18 protein-coding genes, 1 tRNA gene and 1 pseudogene are annotated in these 18,705 nt (G+C 69.6%); 11 read left to right on the top strand and 9 right to left on the bottom strand.

The window, feature by feature from the left end; all coding sequences use genetic code 11:
- A partial coding sequence (locus tag AC1DVT_RS08450; RefSeq protein ID WP_477388135.1) for a penicillin acylase family protein occupies window positions 1-349 on the top strand: 349 nt, incomplete at its 5' end.
- 4 nt (window positions 350-353) lie between these two features.
- Here AC1DVT_RS08450 and mnhG read toward each other — a convergent pair.
- From mnhG to AC1DVT_RS08415, 7 genes are all read right to left on the bottom strand, one after another.
- Window positions 354-731 (bottom strand): monovalent cation/H(+) antiporter subunit G, encoded by a 378-nt coding sequence (mnhG, locus tag AC1DVT_RS08445; RefSeq protein ID WP_477388133.1) that lies wholly within the window; start codon window positions 729-731, stop codon window positions 354-356.
- Window positions 731-997 carry an MrpF/PhaF family protein gene (locus tag AC1DVT_RS08440; protein ID WP_457099824.1) on the bottom strand — a complete coding sequence of 89 codons (267 nt, stop codon included), beginning with the start codon at window positions 995-997 and terminating at the stop codon, window positions 731-733. The genes mnhG and AC1DVT_RS08440 overlap by 1 nt, the downstream gene beginning before the upstream one ends.
- Window positions 994-1,587, bottom strand: coding sequence for a Na+/H+ antiporter subunit E (locus AC1DVT_RS08435; RefSeq protein WP_457099823.1), 594 nt, complete (start codon window positions 1,585-1,587; stop codon window positions 994-996). The genes AC1DVT_RS08440 and AC1DVT_RS08435 overlap by 4 nt, the downstream gene beginning before the upstream one ends.
- Complete coding sequence (locus AC1DVT_RS08430) at window positions 1,584-3,137, bottom strand: Na+/H+ antiporter subunit D (RefSeq protein WP_477388131.1); 1,554 nt, start codon at window positions 3,135-3,137, stop codon at window positions 1,584-1,586. The genes AC1DVT_RS08435 and AC1DVT_RS08430 overlap by 4 nt, the downstream gene beginning before the upstream one ends.
- Window positions 3,134-3,694 carry a Na(+)/H(+) antiporter subunit C gene (locus AC1DVT_RS08425; protein WP_477388129.1) on the bottom strand — a complete coding sequence of 187 codons (561 nt, stop codon included), beginning with the start codon at window positions 3,692-3,694 and terminating at the stop codon, window positions 3,134-3,136. The genes AC1DVT_RS08430 and AC1DVT_RS08425 overlap by 4 nt, the downstream gene beginning before the upstream one ends.
- Complete coding sequence (locus AC1DVT_RS08420; protein WP_477388127.1) at window positions 3,691-6,615, bottom strand: Na+/H+ antiporter subunit A; 2,925 nt, start codon at window positions 6,613-6,615, stop codon at window positions 3,691-3,693. Before AC1DVT_RS08420 ends, AC1DVT_RS08425 begins: the two co-directional genes overlap by 4 nt.
- A gap of 91 nt (window positions 6,616-6,706) precedes the next feature.
- On the bottom strand, window positions 6,707-7,756 hold the full coding sequence (locus tag AC1DVT_RS08415; RefSeq protein ID WP_477388125.1) for a LacI family DNA-binding transcriptional regulator: 1,050 nt from the start codon (window positions 7,754-7,756) through the stop codon (window positions 6,707-6,709).
- A 62-nt stretch (window positions 7,757-7,818) separates the two neighbouring features.
- On the opposite strand from AC1DVT_RS08415, the gene AC1DVT_RS08410 reads away from it, so the two are divergent.
- The 5 genes from AC1DVT_RS08410 to AC1DVT_RS08390 are packed head-to-tail and all read left to right on the top strand — an operon-like array spanning window position 7,819 to window position 13,888.
- The gene (locus AC1DVT_RS08410) at window positions 7,819-9,054 is read left to right on the top strand and encodes an MFS transporter (RefSeq protein ID WP_457099818.1); all 1,236 of its coding nucleotides are present in this window, start codon (window positions 7,819-7,821) and stop codon (window positions 9,052-9,054) included.
- A gap of 46 nt (window positions 9,055-9,100) precedes the next feature.
- Window positions 9,101-9,796 carry an endonuclease NucS gene (gene nucS, locus AC1DVT_RS08405; RefSeq protein WP_477388123.1) on the top strand — a complete coding sequence of 232 codons (696 nt, stop codon included), beginning with the start codon at window positions 9,101-9,103 and terminating at the stop codon, window positions 9,794-9,796.
- 38 nt (window positions 9,797-9,834) lie between these two features.
- On the top strand, window positions 9,835-10,518 hold the full coding sequence (locus AC1DVT_RS08400) for an HAD hydrolase-like protein (protein ID WP_457099816.1): 684 nt from the start codon (window positions 9,835-9,837) through the stop codon (window positions 10,516-10,518).
- Window positions 10,511-11,776 carry a hypothetical protein gene (locus AC1DVT_RS08395; RefSeq protein ID WP_477388121.1) on the top strand — a complete coding sequence of 422 codons (1,266 nt, stop codon included), beginning with the start codon at window positions 10,511-10,513 and terminating at the stop codon, window positions 11,774-11,776. The genes AC1DVT_RS08400 and AC1DVT_RS08395 overlap by 8 nt, the downstream gene beginning before the upstream one ends.
- A 30-nt stretch (window positions 11,777-11,806) precedes the next feature.
- The gene (locus tag AC1DVT_RS08390) at window positions 11,807-13,888 is read left to right on the top strand and encodes a bifunctional lysylphosphatidylglycerol flippase/synthetase MprF (RefSeq protein WP_477388119.1); all 2,082 of its coding nucleotides are present in this window, start codon (window positions 11,807-11,809) and stop codon (window positions 13,886-13,888) included.
- Between the two features lie 110 nt (window positions 13,889-13,998).
- Here AC1DVT_RS08390 and AC1DVT_RS08385 read toward each other — a convergent pair whose 3' ends face one another.
- Window positions 13,999-14,208 carry a cold-shock protein gene (locus AC1DVT_RS08385; RefSeq protein WP_457099813.1) on the bottom strand — a complete coding sequence of 70 codons (210 nt, stop codon included), beginning with the start codon at window positions 14,206-14,208 and terminating at the stop codon, window positions 13,999-14,001.
- Between the two features lie 308 nt (window positions 14,209-14,516).
- Here AC1DVT_RS08385 and AC1DVT_RS08380 point away from each other — a divergent pair, with 308 nt between their 5' ends.
- On the top strand, window positions 14,517-15,158 hold the full coding sequence (locus tag AC1DVT_RS08380; RefSeq protein ID WP_477388117.1) for a GntR family transcriptional regulator: 642 nt from the start codon (window positions 14,517-14,519) through the stop codon (window positions 15,156-15,158).
- A 39-nt stretch (window positions 15,159-15,197) separates the two neighbouring features.
- Window positions 15,198-15,689: a GNAT family N-acetyltransferase gene (locus tag AC1DVT_RS08375; RefSeq protein WP_477388115.1), complete on the top strand. Its 492-nt coding sequence runs from the start codon at window positions 15,198-15,200 to the stop codon at window positions 15,687-15,689.
- 67 nt (window positions 15,690-15,756) lie between these two features.
- Here AC1DVT_RS08375 and AC1DVT_RS08370 read toward each other — a convergent pair whose 3' ends face one another.
- Window positions 15,757-17,301, bottom strand: coding sequence for a hypothetical protein (locus AC1DVT_RS08370; RefSeq protein WP_477388113.1), 1,545 nt, complete (start codon window positions 17,299-17,301; stop codon window positions 15,757-15,759).
- Window positions 17,302-17,565: 264 nt separating this feature from the next.
- Here AC1DVT_RS08370 and AC1DVT_RS08365 point away from each other — a divergent pair.
- The 3 genes and pseudogenes from AC1DVT_RS08365 to AC1DVT_RS08355 all read left to right on the top strand — a co-directional run.
- Window positions 17,566-17,649: transfer RNA gene (locus AC1DVT_RS08365), tRNA-Leu, on the top strand.
- Window positions 17,650-17,799: 150 nt separating this feature from the next.
- Window positions 17,800-18,540, top strand: a complete 741-nt coding sequence (locus AC1DVT_RS08360; protein WP_457099809.1) for an FhaA domain-containing protein — start codon at window positions 17,800-17,802, stop codon at window positions 18,538-18,540.
- Window positions 18,537-18,705: pseudogene (locus AC1DVT_RS08355) on the top strand (FHA domain-containing protein FhaB/FipA); the annotation flags it as partial. The gene AC1DVT_RS08360 and the pseudogene AC1DVT_RS08355, both read left to right, overlap by 4 nt.

Raw genomic sequence — 18,705 nt, 5'->3', positions numbered from 1 at the left:
GCGCAGCGGCACGTTCGGGGAATCCGGAATCGCCCCGATCGAGTGGCTCTTCAACCGCGGGCCGTTCCCGGTCGGCGGGGGCAGCTCCGTCGTCGATGCGACCGGATGGACGCTGGGGGACGGCTTCGAGACCGTCACCGTGCCGTCGATGCGGATGATCGTCGATCTGGCCGACCTCGACGCCTCACGCTGGAATCAGCTCACCGGCGAGAGCGGTCACGCCTTCCACGAGCACTACACCGATCAGACCGAGGCCTGGCAGCGGGTCGAGCTCACGCCGTGGCCGTTCAGCGGCCGCGCCATCGACGCGGCCACGACCGACACCCTGACCCTGGTCCCGCCAGACTGACCGATCAGCCGCCGGCGCCCGGCGGAGTCTCGCCCGACCGGGCGAGTTCGTCCACGTACAGCCCGGCCCGGTCGTAGGTCCCGTTGCGGTACGCCTGCCGGCCGACCATGTGCGCCGACAGCGGCGCGGTCGCGAACTGCATGAGCATGACCGGCACGAGGAAGGCGACCACCGGCCAGGAGCGCAGCGAGAGGGCGATCGCGATGGCGATCAGCAGCATTCCGAGCACCTGCGGCTTGGTGGCGGCGTGCAGGCGGGTGGGCACATCGCGGAAGCGCAGGAGTCCGATGGCCGCGGTGAGGCAGAGGATCGCGCCGCCGAGGATCAGGATGAGCGCGATGGTGTCGAGCACGGCGTCCCCGGATGTGGCTGCGGCATCCATCAGCTCTGCCCGTCCCTTCGCGCCACGAAGCGCGCGATCGTGATCGACCCGAACACACCCAGCGCCGCGATGACCAGCAGCACCGGCAGGGTGCGGGTGTGGTGGTTGATCGCCATCTCGGCACCCAGCACGCACATCACGAGAGTGAGCAGGACGTCGGATGCCACGGCCCGGTCCAGGATCGACGGGCCGATGATGATCCGCCACACGATCAGCAGGGCAGCGGCCCCGAAGGCGATGTAGATCGCCAGCAGCAGGATGTTCACAGCGCTCCCTCCACCGCATCTGCGGCCGCACGCAGCTGGCGGACCCGTTCGAGCTGCGCCTGGGATCCCACGGCCCGCACGATCCGCTCCTCCCAGTGCAGCACGCTCGCCCGGTGCCGTTCCACGTCCTCGTCGCTACGCACTCCGATGACATGCAGATACAGGATGCGGCGATCCCGGTCGGCGTCCACGATGAGCGAGCCCGGGATGAGGGATGCCGTCACCGCCGTGTGCGTCATGATCAGGTCGTCCGCGATCCGGAGCCGGACCGCGATGATCGCGGCGCCCGGCTGCCGGCGCCAGTCGAGGACCTGCCACGCGACAGTGAGCGACCCGCGGACGAGTGCGCCGAGGAATTCGAGGATGAAGACGAGTCCCCAGGCCAGATTCACCCGGCCGGACAGCTCGACCGGCGGCAGGCGGAAGACCCGCGTGACGATGAGCGCCGCCGCGAGCCCGCTCACGAACGCCAGGAGCGTGAACTGCCCCCACAGCAGCATCCACAGGGCGACCAGCCAGACGAAGAACGGCAGCTGGCGCCAGATCTGCGCGAGCAGCCGGCGCGGGCTCAGCCGGGAATCGGGGCTCATCGTCCGACCTCCTCTTGGAGCTGCGTCAGGTTGACGGGTTCGAGGAGCGAGTCGCCGATGCGGGCGCAGATGTCGTAGAGCGGGCCAGCGAAGATGGTCAGCCCGATCGTGATGGCCACCATGCCGGTCGTGGCCGCGGTCATGATCTTCGGGATCGCGCGGCGCTCGGTCTCGACGCCGCCCGGCGATGCGCCCAGGTACGAGATGCGGGCTTCGGTCTCGGCCGAGTCGTCCTCTTCGCGCCAGAAGGAGAGATTCCACGCCCGCATGAGCGCGTAGAGGGTCAGCAGGCTCGTGATGATGCCGCCGACGATGAGCACGAGCATGATCGGCGTTCCGACCTCCGCCGCGGCGTCGAACAGCGCGTACTTGCCGATGAAGCCCGAGAACGGCGGAAGGCCGCCGAGATTCACCGCGGGGATGAAGTAGAGCACCGCGATCATCGGCGCGGCGCGCATCAGGCCCTTCACCCGCAGGATCGATGTGCTGCCCGCGCGGCGCTCGACGAGCCCGACCGCGAGGAACAGGGTGGTCTGCACGATGATGTGGTGGACCATGTAGTAGATCGTCGCGCCGATCGCGGCGGGCGTCGCGACCGCGAGTCCGAACACCATGTAGCCCACATGGCTGACGAGCGTGAACGACAGGATGCGCTTGAGCTCCGCCTGCGCGACGGCGCCGAGCACACCCACGATCATCGTGGCGAGCGCCACCACCATGAGAACCACGTTCACGTCGCTGTCTGCGAACAGCTGCGTCTCCGTGCGGATGAGCGCGTACACGCCGACCTTCGTCAGCAGACCGGCGAACACCGCGGTGACCGGTGCAGGCGCGGTGGGGTAGGAGTCCGGCAGCCAGAACGACAGCGGGAACACGGCGGCCTTGATGGCGAACGCGAGCAGCAGCATGACATGCAGCACCATCTGCGTCTGCTCGGGCAGCTCGGTCATCCGCTCCGACACCTGCGCCATGTTGACGGTTCCCAAGGCGCCGTAGATCATCGCGATCGCGGCGAGGAAGAGGATCGACGAGACGAGCGAGACGACGATGTACACCGAGCCGGTGCGGATGCGGGATTCCGTGCTGCCGAGCGTGATCAAGACGTACGAGGCGACCAGCAGGATCTCGAACCCGACGTACAGATTGAACAGGTCGCCCGCGATGAAGGCGGTGAAGATCCCCGCCGCCAGGATCAGGTACGACGGGTGGAAGATCGACACCGGGGTGTCGTCGTCGCCGTCCGCGGCGCCCTGGCCGACCGAGAACAGCAGCACCGCCAGGAGAACCACGCTGGAGACGACGACGAGCAGCGCGGCGAGCCGGTCGACGTAGAGCACGATTCCGAACGGCACCGGCCAGCCGCCGACCGACACCGCAAGAGGCACGCCGGTGGTGTCCACGACATACAGCAGCACCCCGGCGATGATCATCACGAGCGCGAGCGTCACGATGGACACCACCACCTGCGTCCGCCGGTGGCGTCCCGCGATGAGCGCGATGGCGGCGCCGAGGAGCGGAAGAGTCACCAGCAGCGGGACGAGGGCGCTCACGGGCGCTCACCTCCCTGGCCGTCATCCGCGCGGGGGCGATCGGCCGGCGCGTCGTCGACGATGCTCGCGAGATCGCGGCTGCTGAGCACCGTGATGGGCGACGTGTCCACGCCGACGAAGTCGGTGGTCGCGTCATCCGTGAGCGCCTCGGCGACATCATCCATCGTCGCCTCGTCGCCCAGGCGACGAGCGCGCACCTCGACATCGGCTTCGTCGTCGCTCACGGTGTCGGCCTGGCCGAGCTGCCACGAGCGGTAGATCAGCGCCAGCAGGAACGCCGAGATCGCGAACGTGATCACGATCGCCGTCAGGGTCAGCACCTGAGGAAGCGGGTCGGACATCTCGTCGGTCGGGGTGGAGCCGTCGAAKAAGGGGGCGACGCCGGGCCGGCCCATCACGATCAGCAGCAGGAGGTTCGCGGCGTTGCCGAGCAGGAGGAACCCGATGAGCACGCGGGTGAGGCTGCGCTCGAGCATCGCGTAGACGCCGCACGCGAAGAGCACGCCCATGACGACGATGAGGACGAGCGAGACGCCGCTGCCGGTCGTGGCGTTCATCGCCCGCCCACCTCCTGGAGTTCGTGCGCCTGGCGGTCGACTTCGGCGCCGAGGCTGCGCAGCACATCCAGCACCAGCCCGATGACCACGAGGTAGACGCCCACATCGAACAGGGTCGACGTCACGAACTCGAGGTGCCCGATCACCGGCAGCTCCATCTCGAAGAACCAGCTCTTCAGCGGCGGAGCGCCGAACAGGAGCGGCACCACCGCACAGCCGACCGCGATCGCCATGCCGGTGCCGAGCAGGCGGCCGGCGTCGGCGGGTGCGGCCGCGCCCAGCTCGTACCGTCCGCCGGCCACGTACCGCATCACCAGCGCCATGCCGGCGACCAGGCCGCCCGCGAATCCGCCGCCTGGCAGGTTGTGGCCGGCGAACAGCAGGTAGAGCGAGACGATGATGATCGTGTGGAAGAGGATGCGCACGATCACCTCGAGGATGATCGAGCGATTCTCCGCCCCGACGCGCTGACCGCCCACGAGCCAGGCGCGGTGACTGCCTCGGGTGTCCGCGCTCTGCGGCCTGATGCCCTCGTCGGTCTCGACGAGGGGGCGCCGCGAGCGGGAGGCCGATCTCGGCAGCGGCGCCGTGAGTGAGGACAGCATGTCGGCGCGGTGCGTCACGAAGACGAGGGATGCCACGCCCGTCGCGGCGAGGATCAGCACCGACAGCTCGCCCATCGTGTCCCAGCCGCGGATGTCCACGAGGGCGACGTTGACCACGTTCTTGCCGTGGCCGAGGTCGTAGGCGATGTCGGGGAACCTCGTCGAGATGGGCTCCGTGATGCGGGCGCCGGTCGCCACGACCGCGACCAGGGCCATGGTGAGGCCGACAGCGACGGCCAGCAGGGCGCGCGCGATCGGCGCGACCGAGGCGTTGTGCTCCCCGAGCCGGGAGGGGATGCGCCGCAGCACGAGGGCGAATGCCACCAGGGTGACGGTCTCCACGAGCACCTGGGTGAGCGCGAGGTCGGGCGCCCCGCTCGTCGCGAAGAGGAGCACCATGCCGAGACCGGTGACCGAGACCAGCACAACGCCGGTGTAGCGCTTGCCCGCCCGCACGGCGACGATGCCGGCGAGCATCATGATCGGCGCCGCCAGCAGCTGGGTCGGGGTGTGGAAGAGATCGAGCTGCGTCTGCCAGCCGCCGCCGGCGATCAGGGCCGTGCCCTCGCCGGCGACCAGTACGACGAAGATCGTGCCGACGTAGATCGGCAGCGACCCGCGCTGGGTGAGGCTGGTCGACAGCACCGACAGGCGGGCGATGCCACGGAGGCTCGCGTTGTAGGCCCCCGCCGCAGTGAAGGGGAGGATTCGGCGGATCGGCCGATCGCGGGTCACGGCGAACACGCCGATGCCGAGCACGATCGTCGCGAGGGTGATCCACAGCGCAGGCTCGAGCCCATGCCAGAGCGCCAGATGGTACGGCTGCTCGGGCGCAGGCACTCCTGGACTCGAGGCCGGGGCGGTGTCGGCGTAGGGCGCGAGCACGATGTCGAGCACGGGCGCCGCGAGGCCCGCGACGACGGTCAGCCCGGCGAGCAGGACTGGAGCGCCGAGAAACCCGATCGGCGGATCCGGCCACTCGGTGACGGGGGCGGGCGCGCCCCCGGCATCCTTCTTCGTCCAGAACGCCCCCCAGAAGAAGCGGAGTCCGTACGCGGCGRTCAGCACCGATCCGAGCGCGACGCCGATGAGCGCGAATAGGCCCCACCCCGACCCCCCGACGGCTTCATCGAGGAAGGCGGTCAGGGCGCCCTCCTTCGCGACGAAGCCGATCGTCGGGATGATCCCCACCATCGAGGCGATCGCGATCGCCGAGAACGTCGTCATCACAGGAGCCTGCCGGGCGAGCCCGCTCAGCTCCCCGATGTCGCGGGTGGACAGCTGGCGGTCGATCACGCCGACCACGAGGAAGAGGCTCGACTTGAACAGGGCGTGCCCGATCAGCAGCGCGAGTCCGGCGAGCGCGGCATCCCGGGTGCCGTAGCCCAGGACGACGGCGAGCAGGCCGAGCTGGCTGACCGTGCCGAACGCCAGGATGCGCTTGAGGTCGCTCTCCCGGAGGGCCTGATATCCGCCGAGCAGCATCGTGAACACCCCGAGGATCAGCACGATCGGGCGCCAGGTGGGCGCGAGTGCGTAGACCGGGGCGAGCCGGGCGATGAGGTAGATGCCCGCCTTGACCATCGCGGCGGCATGCAAGTAGGCACTCACCGGGGTGGGGGCCGCCATGGCGCCGGGCAGCCAGAAGTGGAAGGGGAAGATGGCGGACTTACTCAGGGCACCCACCAGCAGGAGCACCAGCGCGGCATCGACCACCGGGCCGGCGGGGGCTTCGGCGAGGATCGTCGACAGGCTCGACGTGCCCGCATCGACGACCAGCAGCACCACGCCGATGAGCATCACGAGTCCGCCCAGGGTCGTCACCAGCAGCGCCTGCAGGGCGGCGCGGCGACTGCCGGCGCGGCGGTGGTAGTGCCCGATCAGCAAATACGACAGGACGCTCGTGATCTCCCAGAACATCACCAGCACGACGATGTCGTCGGTGAGGACGAGCCCGTACATGGCTCCGGCGAAGGCCAGCAGCACCGCGGAGAACTGTCCCACGCCCGCCCGCTGATCGCGGAAGTACCAGCGGCAGTACAGCATGACGAGGGCGCCCACGCCGGTCACGATGAGAGTCATCACCCATCCGAGGGTGTCCATCCGCATCGACAGGCTGATCCCAAGCGCCGGGATCCAGTCGTACGACTCGAACGGGGTGTCGCCGGCCAGCACTGCCGAGGTCTGCACCGCGGCCTGTGCGAACGCTGCGGCGGGCAGGAGCGCGGCGAGATAGAACGCGCGCGCGCCGATCCGTGCGACCAGCCACGGCAGCACCATGGGCACGACCGCGAATGCACCGAGCAGGATCAGCATGCGCGGCCTCCTCGGGGGGTCGCAGCCAGTGGCACGGGCAACGGTCTGGGAATCATCCTACCGGGGCCGTTTGGCCGCCCGACCGGGCCGGTCAGGGTGCGCGGGGCGGCGCGGTCGTGTTTCCCACGCGGAACACGGAGGTGAAGCGGATGGATGCCGCTTCCCGGCCCTCCAGCATCGCCGCGACCGCCTTCCCGGCGGCGCGCCCCTTGTCGACCGCAGGCTGAACGAGTGTCGTCAGCGAGTACGGCGCCAGGCCGTCGACCACGATGCCGTCGAATCCGGTGACGCTGACGTCTTCTGGTACGCGCAGGCCCGCCTCCTCGGCGGCGCGCACGACGCCCGCCGCGAGCAGATCGCTCTGGGCGATCACCGCGGTCGGACGGTGCGCGCGGTCCGCGAACAGCACCCGCCCCGCAGCGAGTCCCTCGTCGATGAAGCTCCCCGCCGCGGCGTAGGCCGGGGCATCCGGAAAGACATCGCGCGCTCCCGCGAGCCGCTCCCTGGTCACATTCACGGTGATCTCCTCGTCCGGGCCGATCCAGCCGCGCTGCCAGCCGGCGTGCACCGGCAGAGTGACCAGCGCGACATGCTCGTGGCCGAGCCCCTGCAGATGCCGTGCCGCCTGCCGTTGGGCCTCGCGGTTGTCGAGCTCGATCCGGGGCACGCCCTCACCCGCGTCGCCCTCGATGACGACCACCGGAATGCCGCGGGCGCGCACCACGGCGAGCGATTCGCGCAGCAGCCCGCTGCATCCGACCAGCACGGCGGCGTCGAGCGGAGCCGTGGTCAGCGTGGGCGCGCCGGGCGAGTCCGGCTGGTCGCGCAGCAGCAGCAGCCCAGCGCCGAGAGCGGCGACGCCTTCGGTGAGCCCGTCCATCATGAGKATCTTCACCGGGTCCTGAAAGGTGCGGCCGAGATGCTCTTCGAACACCACGCCGACGATCCCGGAGCGCCCGCGCCGCAGCGATGCCGCACGCGGGTCGGGGCCGGTATAGCCCAGCGATTCCGCCGCCGCGAGCACGCGGTCCCGGGTCGCCTGCGACACCGGGGTGCTGCCGCTGAACACAACGGACGCCGTGGAGGGAGAGACGCCCGCCGCGCGGGCGACGTCGCTGATGGTGGCGCGGCGTGTGCTCATGACAGATCTGATCGTACCTGCCCCGATTCCGGTGCGTCGAATCGATTCGGTAAGCTGTCGGGATGGATACCGTCCTGACGCGCTCTCAGCTCGTGCGCTGGCGCACGGCGATCTTCGCGATCTTCCTGGCGAGCGGCCTGAGCATCTCCACCTGGGCCTCGCGCGTGCCTGCCATCAAGGAGGCGGTCGGGGTCGACCGCGGCCAGCTCGGACTCATGCTCCTCGTCGGCGGAATCGCCTCGATCATCGGCTTGTCGGTCAGTTCGGTCGTGATCGCGCGCTTCGGAGCGCGCACCGGGATGCTGGGCGCGATGCTCATCTTCGGTGTGGGCGTCGCGATCATCGGCGTGGGCGCCGACGTCTTCCACTCCGCCGGTGTCGTGGTCGTCGGCCTCGTGCTCTGGGGCTTCGGCAACGGGGCGGTCGACGTGATGATGAACGTCGAGGGGGCGGCGATCGAGAAGCAGACCGGCAAGACGATCCTTCCGCTCTTCCATGCCTTCTTCAGCTTCGGCACCGTGATCGGCGCCGGGATCGGCATCCTCGCCATCTCGTGGGGGTACGACGCGCTCGCGCACCTGACGATCATGGCCGTCGCCATCTTCGTCATCGCGTTCGCCAGCATCGCCTGGGTTCCTCGCCGCGAAGTCGCGATGGACCCGGAGGCGGGGCTTGCGAAGCCGGCATGGCGCGACCGCATGTCGCTCGCCCTCTCGGCGTGGAAGGAGCCCCGCACGTACACGCTCGGGGTCATCATGCTCGGCATGGCCTTCGCCGAAGGCGGCGCGAACGACTGGCTCGCCCTCGGCGTCGTCGAAGGGCACGGGGCGAGCGCGGCGGTCGGCGCGGCGGCCCTCGCGGTGTTCTCGATCAGCATGACGGTCGTGCGCATGTTCGGCGGCCCGCTCGTGGACCGCTTCGGGCGGGTCGCGACCCTGATCGTCCTGGCGGGCACGGCCGCGGGCGGACTGCTGCTGTTCATCCTCGCGCCGAGCATCCCGCTGATGTTCGCGGGCGCCGCGCTCTGGGGCGCCGGTGTGTCGCTCGGCTTCCCGTTGGGCATGTCGGCCGCGGCGGACGACCCCGTGCACGCCGCAGCCCGGGTGAGCGCGGCCGCGACGATCGGGTACGTCGCGTTTCTCGCCGGGCCCCCGCTCCTCGGCCTGATCAGCGAGCACATCGGCCTGCTGAACACGCTGTACATCCTGGTCGTGCTGATCGTGGCATCCGGCTTCGCCTCCCCGGCCGCGCGTCCCATCGCCGGCTCGATGGTGGGCGCGGGTCACTCCTCGCACTGACGCCGCCCCTGCCGGGTGGGGGGATCAGCGCGGCTAGGCTCGTCGGATGCGTCTTGTCATCGCCCGCTGCTCGGTCGACTATGCCGGCCGTCTCAACGCGCACCTGCCGGAGGCAACCCGCCTGCTCGTGCACAAGGGCGACGGCAGTCTCCTGGTGCACTCCGACGGGGGCTCGTACAAGCCGCTGAACTGGATGAGCCCGCCGTGCACCCTGACGGTGGAGATCCCGGATGCCGAGGCCCAGGCCGCCGGTGTCATCGAGCTGTGGCGGGTCACGCACACCAAGACGGGCGACACGCTCCTGGTGCGGTTCTTCGAGGTGCTGCACGACTCGGCGCACGAGCTCGGCATCGACCCCGGCCTGCAGAAGGACGGCGTCGAGGCCGACCTGCAGCGGCTGCTCGCCGAGCAGGTGGATGTCATCGGCGACGGCCTGACCCTCGTGCGCCGCGAGTTCCCCACGGCCATCGGGCCGGTGGACCTGCTCCTGCGCGACGCGGCCGGCGGCACGATCGCGGTCGAGGTCAAGCGCCGCGGCGACATCGACGGAGTCGAACAGCTCACCCGGTACCTGGAGCTCCTCGGTCGGGATCCGCATCTGACGCCCGTGACGGGCGTGTTCGCCGCGCAGGAGATCAAGCCCCAGGCCCGCGTGCTCGCCGCGGACCGAGGCATCCGCTGCGTGACACTCGACTACGACGGCATGAAGGGGCTCGAGTCAGGCGCTCCCCGGCTCTTCTGACGGCGGCCTCGCTCCCTCCCGCCCCATAGGCTGTCGGCATGCCGAGTCGCTCACCGTGGACCTGCATCCTGTGGGATGTCGACGGAACGGTGGTGGATGCCTCCGACGGCATCCTGCGACGCCTGAAGATCACGCTCGAGCACTTCGGACGCACCGCCCCCACGCGCGCCGAGCTCGTGCACTGGATCGGGCCGCCGATGTTCCAGTCCTTCCAGGTGACCGGGGGCATGACGCCCGAAGGCGCCTCTGACGCGGTGTCGTTCTATCGCACCCTGGGCAAGGCCGACGGGTACACGACAGGGGCCCGGCTCTTCCCCGGCGTCGGCGAGCTGATCGCCGACGTCGCCGCCGCGGGCATTCCGCAGGCGACGGCGAGCAGCAAGCCCGAAATCCAGGTCGATGCGCTCATGGATCACTTCGGACTCGCGCCGTACCTCACCGCCATCGTCGGCGCCACCCAGGATGAACGCACCCTGAGCGACAAGGCGGACATCGTCGCCGAGGCGCTGCGCCGCCTGGACGTGGCCGGTGTCGACACGAGCCGCCCCGTGCTGATCGGCGACCGCCATCACGATGTCGAGGGCGCCGCGGTGCACGGCGTGCCGGTGATCTTCGTCCGGTGGGGCTTCAGCTGGCCGCACGAGGCCGAGGGAGCGCAGGCGGCGGTGGACACCACGGATCAGCTGCGCGCGCTGCTGCTGATCGAGGATGCCGATGCCTGAGGCCGACGGCACAGTGCTCGGGTGGCTCATTCCCGCGCTGGTCGTGTTCGGCACTGCCGCCGTCCTCCTCCTGATCGCCATCTGGCTGGTGCGCCGGATCCGGCGGTCGCCGAAGGCACGAGCCGCCGCAGGGGTGATCCGCGACAGCGCCGGCGCCGCGCTGGTGCGCCTCGACGATGAAGTCGGCGAGCTCGACCTCGAGGTGGGTCTGTCTGGGGCGATGTACGGCGGTGGTGCGCCGGCGTCCCTCCATCGCGCACTCTTGACCGCTCAGCACGTGCGGGACTCCTCGTTCGAGGAGTATCGGGCGCTCGGATCTCCGAGCCTCACGCCCGACGAGATCCGCAGGAGGTCCGGCCGCATCGAGCGCAAGGTCGCCACCGCGATGTCGACCATCTCTCATGCGCGCACCGAGCACGTCGCCTGGATGCACGCCAATGTCTCGGCGGCGGCGCAGGTCGACGCGGCGCGCGGCCGGCTCGCGGCCCTGCGGGTCGCCATGGGCGAGCCGCAGCGACTGATCGACGACCTCTCTTCGCGCTTCRCCGAAGACGAGTGGCGCGCGGCCGCCCGCGCAGCCGAGTCCGCTTTCGCGGAGGCCGCGGAGGCGGAGCGCCTGCTCTCCGTCGCTGCCGAAGAGGCGGCCGACCCGTCGCGGAACAGCCTCGCCGATGTCGCCAGGGCGGAGCGGGCACTCCGTCAGGCGGAGGCGGATGCGCGGTCGCTCGAGGAGACCCATCGCCTTGTGACCCAGGCGGCGCAGGCGATGCCGTCCGAATTCGATGCGGCACGCGCCGCACTGCGCCAGGCCGAGGCGATCCGCCAGCACCTCGAGCCGGTCGACGCGGAGCGTCTCGGCACCGAAGTACGCGCCGTCGCCGCCGCCCTCGACGCGCTCGAAGCGGATGCGCCCCGCAGACCCACGCACACCGTCGACCGCATCGTGCGCCTCCGAGATCGACTCGACTTCGCCCTCGGCGATGCACGCACCGCGCAGCAGCGGCTGCGCGGCGCACGTACCGCGCTGCCCGGAACGCTCGCCTCCGCACGCTGGATGATCTCCCGAGCCGAGGCATCCGTCGCCCACGCCCGCGCCGGCGCGCCCGCGAGGCTGCGACTGCTGTCTGCGGAGCGCGAACTCGCCGAGGCCCGGCAGGCCGCTGATCCGGTTGAGGCTCTGGATGCCGCGCGCCGCGCGATGCGCGATGCCGAGGATGCGAGCGCCCTGGCCGACTACGACCGGCCCGGGACACGGTAGCCGGAGGAGATCGGGTCCTATCGTGGGAGCATGACCGCGGTCGCCCACGAGCCCTCGATCAGCCGAAAGCCGTCCCTGAGGTCGCTCCGCCAGGTGGCGGCGACGCTCACGACGATGCTCGTCATCGTCGTCGCGGGCATCATCTGGCAGGGACTGTGGCGTCCGTTCGAAGACTCGGCGACCTATGACGTCGTCGCGTACGGACTCCCCGCCCTCTCCGCGGGCAGGTGGTGGACACCCTTCACCGGCACCTTCTTCGTCAACGTTCCGTGGGTATACGCCTTCGCCCTGGCCGGCTTCGTCGGGATGGCCTATCTGGAGTACCGGCGCGGCTGGCGGATCGCCCTCGGCTGGTTCTGGATCGGGCAGCTCTTCGCGGTGTTCGCGAGCGCCCTTCTGCTGCTGCTCCTGTCCCCRCTGCCTTGGGCGTGGGCGCTGACCGAAGCGGCGGCGCTCGATGTCGGTCCCTCGGGCGGGACGATGGCGTGCATCGCCGCCGCGGTGGGGCTTCTGGTGCAGCCGTGGCGCGTGCGCGCGTGGCTGGTGCTCCTCGGCTTCGTCTTCGTCGCGCTGACCTTCTGGGGTGAGCTGGCCGATCTCGAGCACGCCCTCGCCGTGCTGCTGGTGCTGTTCGTCGAGCGATCCCTGCGGATCCAGCGCACCACGATCCGCGAGCAGCGCCTGATCGCGTTCGTCGTCGTCCTCGTCATCGCGGCCATCGAGCTCATCACACTGCTGATCCCGACCGACGGCATGTTCGGACCGACCCAGGCGGCCGGACCGTCCCTGCTCGATGTCACCCTCGACGTCGGCGTGATCCTGCTGTTCGCCGACGGCCTGCGGCGAGGTCGGCGATGGGCGTGGGGATGGACGGTCGGCTACGCCGTGCTCAATGTCCTCACCGGTGCGCTGCTCGTCGTGGTCGTCGCGACGGGACTGGCCGACCGCAGCGGTGTGCCTGTCACGGGTCTCGGCGTCTCGGTCGCGACCGCCGTGCTCTGGCTGCTCCTTCTCGTCTACCTGGTCGCGGTGCGGCACGCATTCCGGGCGCGACGCAGGTCGCTGCTCGGCGAACAGCCCGCGCCGACGGTGGCCCAGGTCAAGGAGTCGCTGCACCAGGAGGGCGGGGGCACGCTGTCCTGGATGACGACCTGGGAGGGCAACAGCTATGCCCGGCTGTCCGAGAGCATCGTCGCGTACCACCGGCGCTCCGGGGTCGCCCTCGCCCTCGCCGACCCGATCGGGCCTGCGCAGGAGCGCGACGCAGCCATCGCGGGCTTCGTGTCCGACGCCGAGCGAGCAGGTCTCGTGCCCTGCTTCTTCAGCGCCGGCGAGTCGACGCGGCTGGCCATGCCGCGAGGATGGCGCAGTCTGGTGGTCGCCGATGACACCGTCGTAGACCTTCGGGGCCTGGAGTTCACCGGCAAGAAGTGGGCCGCTGTGCGGACGGCCGTCAACCGCGCGGCTCGCGAAGGCGTCACGTTCCGCATGTCGCGCCTGGTCGACGAGCCGTGGGGTGTCCGCCAGYAGCTGCGCGCCATCTCGGAGATGTGGGTCGGCGACAAGGGCCTGCCGGAGATGGGTTTCACCCTCGGCACGCTCGACGAAGCGGAGGACCCGGAAGTGCGACTGGCCCTGGCGGTCTCCGCCGCGGGGGATGTCGAGGGCTTCCTGTCCTGGCTGCCGATCTACGGCGGCGCAGGTCGGGTGCGTGGGTGGACGCTGGATCTCATGCGCCGCCGCGATGGCGGCTTCGCGCCGGCGATGGAGTTCCTGATCGGCTCTTCAGCGAAGCACTTCGCCGATGAAGGCGCCGAGGTCGTCTCCCTGTCGGGCGCTCCGCTCACCCATGAATACCCGGCGGATGCCGGACCCATTGCAGATGTCACCGAGAAGCTGGCCGGCCTGCTCGAGCCCGTCTACGGCTTCGGATCCCTGCACCGCTTCAAGGAGAAGTTCCACCCGCGCTACGAGACCATGTACCTGCTCTACCGCGACGAGAGCGATCTCACTCGGATCGCCGCCGCCCTCACGCGGGCATTCCTGCCCGATGCGACGCTCCGCCAGTTCGCCGGGGCCGGCATCGAGCTCGTCCGGGGCGATCGGGACTGACGTCCTGCTGCCTGCCGGGACCGGGCGAACTCTCCGGCTGTCTGGGGCACAAACGCCAACGGCACGTTCCGCTCAACGAGCGGAACGTGCCGAATAGTCGTGGGTGGGGTTTAACCCACGGGGCGGATGTTCTCCGCCTGCAGGCCCTTGGGGCCCTGCGCGATTTCGAACTCGACGCGCTGGTTCTCCTCGAGCGACCGGTAGCCGCCCGCCTGGATTGCGGTGTAGTGCGCGAAAACATCCGCACCGCCGTCATCGGGAGCGATGAAGCCGAAGCCCTTCTCCGAGTTGAACCACTTGACGGTGCCTTGCGTGCTCATGTAATGCCGTTCCTCACTGAAGTCGGCGCAGTGCGCGCCGACTACCCCACGCTATCGGACGCAGGGCAGAAATGCATGTCTTGTGTCGGAAGGTGACAGAAACGTTGCAGGACGGGTACCTGCGGCAAGACCTAACCACAGTAATCGACGGATCCGCCATCGAACGCCCGGGCCGAGCGAAGGGCTCAAAGCCCGGGCGCCGACGGATCCCCCCGGATAGGCCACGCCGAAGCGTGACGCGCGCAACTCTACCGATATATCAGTGCTTCGGCGAAGATTGCTCCTCCGACATACACTTGTCTTCGCCCATGACCACTGTTCCGCTCATGCCCGTCGACCCGATCGGCACCGTCCTCGGCGATGAGGTGTACTCGGCGATCGGCGAAGCGATCCTTGATGGTCGGCTGGGGCCCGGCCAGCATCTGCGCGACCACGAACTCGCCCAGTGGCTGGGCGTTTCTCGCACTCCGGTCCGCGAGGCACTCCAGCGCCACGAGCGCACCGGTCTCGTCGAGGTCGTACCGCACCGCTACACGCGGGTCTCGATCCCCGACCAGAAGCTTCTCGACGACACCCACGAGTTCGCCGTCCTTCTCCTCGGCAACATCGTCCGCGTCGCCGCCCAGCGCTGCTCCGACCTCACCCTGGAGGTTGCGCTGCGGGTGACCGATGCCATCATCAGCGCCTCGGCCGCCGATGACCACGAGGCCATCATGGCGTGGAGCGAGGAGCTCTTCGAGACCCTCACCTACGCAACGGACAACCGCGCGTTCGTCACGGTCATGCACGAGGCCGACTTCGCGATCCGCCGCAACCTCTCCGGGTGGCATCCGCTCATCGAGTGCCCGATCGCGCGCACCGAGGGCTACGTCGCCTTCCGGGAGGCGCTGGCCGCGCGCGACGGTGCGCGCGCCGAGGCCGCCCTGCGCACTCTGCACGGCTACGCCTGAGGGGTACCGCCCCTCCCGGCCCCTCGCTACCGTGAACGCGTGAGCCACATCGAGCTGCGACCGCTGGACGACGACGATCTGGATGCCGTCTTCGAGATGATGCGCGACCCCGAAGGCGTCGCGATGGCCGCGTTCACGGCATCCGATCCCGACGATCGGGGTGCGTTCGACGCATGGATCGAGCGTCAGCGCGCGAATCCGGATGCCGCGATGTCGGTCGTGACCGAGCGCGGCGGCTTCGCCGGCACGGCCGCGGTGTTCACCATCGACGGCGACCGCGAAGTCTCGTTCTGGATCGCCCGGCACGCCTGGGGCCGAGGGGTGGCCACCGAGGCGCTGCGCCTGCTCGTCGCCCGGGAGCCGGAGCGTCCGCTGTTCGCGCGCGCGGCCGCGCACAACTCGGGGTCGATCGCGGTGCTGCGCAAGGCCGGGTTCACAGAAGTGTCGCGGCTCGTCTCTTATGCACCAGGCCTCGATCGCGACACCGAGGAGATCGTCTTCACCCTCGTGCCCTCGCTCGACGGCAGCTGAAGCCCAGGCATGCGTCAGCCCCGCCTCGACCCGGGTGAACCGGCTCGCGACGGGGCTGACGGTCAGACTAGTGACGCGCGAGGCGACGCGTGACCAGCAGCGCGAGTCCGAGCATCACGAGGGCGCCTGCGCCGATCGGGAGGATCGGGCTCACGCCGTTTCCGCCCGTCGCGGCAAGCGGCGGTGCGGCAGTCGGGCAGGCCTCGTTCGTGAAGGTGTGCGACCACTGGGTCGTCACGCCCTCGGCGAACTCGTCCTCGTCGTTCACGAGGACCGCCGTGATCGTCACAATCGCCCCTTCGTGGACAGTCTCGTAGCGCACAGCCTCCGAGTTCTCCGGGACGGTGAAGCCGTCGGTCGCGGTGCCGCAGTCGTCGGTGAACACCGGCGCCTCAGGCTGAGGCAGGATCGCGAAGAAGCACGGCTGGGTGCTGTCCTCGCTCTGGTAGCCGATGGCACCGTGGAGGAGGATGGTGCGCTCGGCATACGTGCTGTCTTCGCTGATCCACCAGGAGCCGTTCAGATCACCCAGCGTGTAGCCCGACTTCGACTCGACGGAGATCGTGACCTCACCCTCGACCGAGCGGTCGATGTAGACCCAGACGTGCTCGAACGAGTACCAGCCGTCCTCGCCGGGTGCCCCGAACTCCTCCGGGGTGAGGTACTCCGCGGCGTTCGCGCACGTCGGCTGCGGGTCGCCCGTGTTGAACAGCGTCGGCACCGGGTAGACCTGACGGCAGTGCGGGTCATCGCTGTCCAGCTGCGTCAGGTTCGGCACCGTCCACTCGTGCTGCGCACCCTCGGCGAGCACGTAGTCGTCGTCGGCGTGAGCCGTGTAGATCGTCGAGCCGTTGTCACCTTCGGCCTCGGTCCAGTGGATGCCCTCCTGTTCGAACGACGACGTGACCGCGCCCGGCTCGTCGCAGGACGGCAGGTCCCAGGTCAGCACCGGGGTGACCGCGGTGGGCTGCCAGCACTCCTCGTCGTTGACATCGCCGGACCATTGGGTCTGCGTGCCCTCCGGGAAGACATACCCGTCGTCGGCGACGGCGTCGATGTACTCGATCCCCTCGCCCGAGCCGTAGGCCCAGTGGCCGCCCTCGAACTCGGGCGCAGTCCACGAGCCGTTGTCCGGCCCGCACGGGTCGGTCCAGGTCGGCGTCGGGGGGGTGACCGGCTTGTCGGCAGGCTTGCAGTCTCCCGCGAGGACGTCGACGCGACCGTCCGACCCCAGCTTCACTTCGTTGCTGAACTGGGTGAACGCATAGACCCACGGCCCTGCCGTGCTGGTGCCGGGCACCGAGTACGTGCCGAGCGAGAAGGTCGTGTTGCCCGTCGAGTCGTGCGGCCCCTCGGTGAGTCCGGTCGCATCGGTCGGCGTGCCGGTGAACGTGTTGCTGCCGACGCCCCAGTGCGTCACGCCGGTCGTTTCCGCGCCGACGTTCGACAGCGTGAGCATGTACGTGATGTCGTACTGCCCGGTCTGCGGGTTGCAGACAGCCTGCCCATTCAGATTGCCCGTATGCGCGGATGCCGCGCCCACGGTCAGCGGGGCGACGACCAGTGCCGCCGCCACCGCGACTGACGCGAGCGCCTTCCATCGGTTCTTCAATGTGATTCCTTTACTCAGTGACCGGCTGGTCGTTTTTAGGCGCGCAAAGAGACCGGTCTTCCGGTGGCATGCTGCGCATGGTCCTCCCCCCAGAGAACCTCCATCCTGAATTTCGGTCACCGTAGCAGTGCGCGACTGCCCGGCGATATCACGAACGCAGAACCTGGGCCAATCCTGCGCCGGCCTTGCGCGAGTTCGGTGGCGGACATCCACCGTGATATCCTCGACAGGTTGAGATCGCGGCATCCCAGGGTGCGGCGAATCGCGCGAGTGGCGGAATAGGCAGACGCGCTGGCTTCAGGTGCCAGTGCCCGAAAGGGCGTGGGGGTTCAACTCCCCCCTCGCGCACGAAACGACGAAGGGCTCCCGGATCGGGGGCCCTTTTTCGTCGTCGTCCCAACTTGGACCCACTCGGACGGCGCATTCATCACCTCCTCGGGTGTCTCAGACTGAGCAACTAGCATGTACCGAACTGGCCAGCCTGCCTTGGGGAGTCGCGTGGGACTACTTGACAGCTTCGAGAAAGGTCTCGAACGCGCGGTGAACAGCGCGTTCGCGAAGACCTTCCGCAGCGGCATTCAGCCCGTCGAGCTCGCCTCTGCACTGCGCAGCGAACTCGACACGAAGGCGGCTGTGGTCTCGCGCGACCGCATTCTGGCCCCGAACACCTTCGTCCTGCGGCTGTCGACCTCGGACGACGAGAAGATGCGCGCTCTAGGCGGCGCGCTCGACGATGAGCTGATGACGCTCGTCCAGAAGCACGCCAAGGCCCAGGGCTACAGCTTCGCCGGCCCCGTGTCGATCGCGATCGAGCGCGACGATCAGCTCTCGACCGGCACCCTGCGGGTGAGCTCGTCCACGGTGCAGGGCACGGTCGCCTGGCGGGGCGTCGTCGACATCGCCGGGCAGCGGCATCCGCTCCTGAAATCACGCACGGTGATCGGCCGCGGCAGCGACGCCGACATCACGGTCGCCGATGCCGGCACGAGCCGCCGGCACGTCGAGATCCTGTGGGACGGCGAGCGCGCCATGGTGCGCGACATGAACTCGACCAACGGGACCCTGCTCAATGGACGTAAGGTCGTCGAGGCCGCGCTTCCGCCGGACTCCACCGTGACCATCGGCCACACCGACATCGTGTTCCGCGTCGTCGCGCAGGCCACGCCCCCGAAGCCGCCCCTCCCCGCCGCCGATGTGACCCGCGCGTTCGACCTGCGCGAAGGAGGACCCCTGCCGTGAGCGAACTGACGCTCCTGCTGCTGCGCATCGGGTTCCTCGTCCTGCTCTGGGCCTTCGTCTTCGCGGTGGTCTACTCGCTGCGATCCGATCTCTTCGGCGTGAAAGTGCGCCGGATGCCGGAGCCCCAGGCCGCCGCCGTGCCCGCGGCGGCGTGCCCGCGGCGGC

The sequence above is a fragment of the Microbacterium sp. P2_F9 genome, assembly GCF_056403635.1.
Note: the sequence above shows the minus strand (reverse complement) of the source record. Positions and strands in the feature narration are given on the sequence as shown.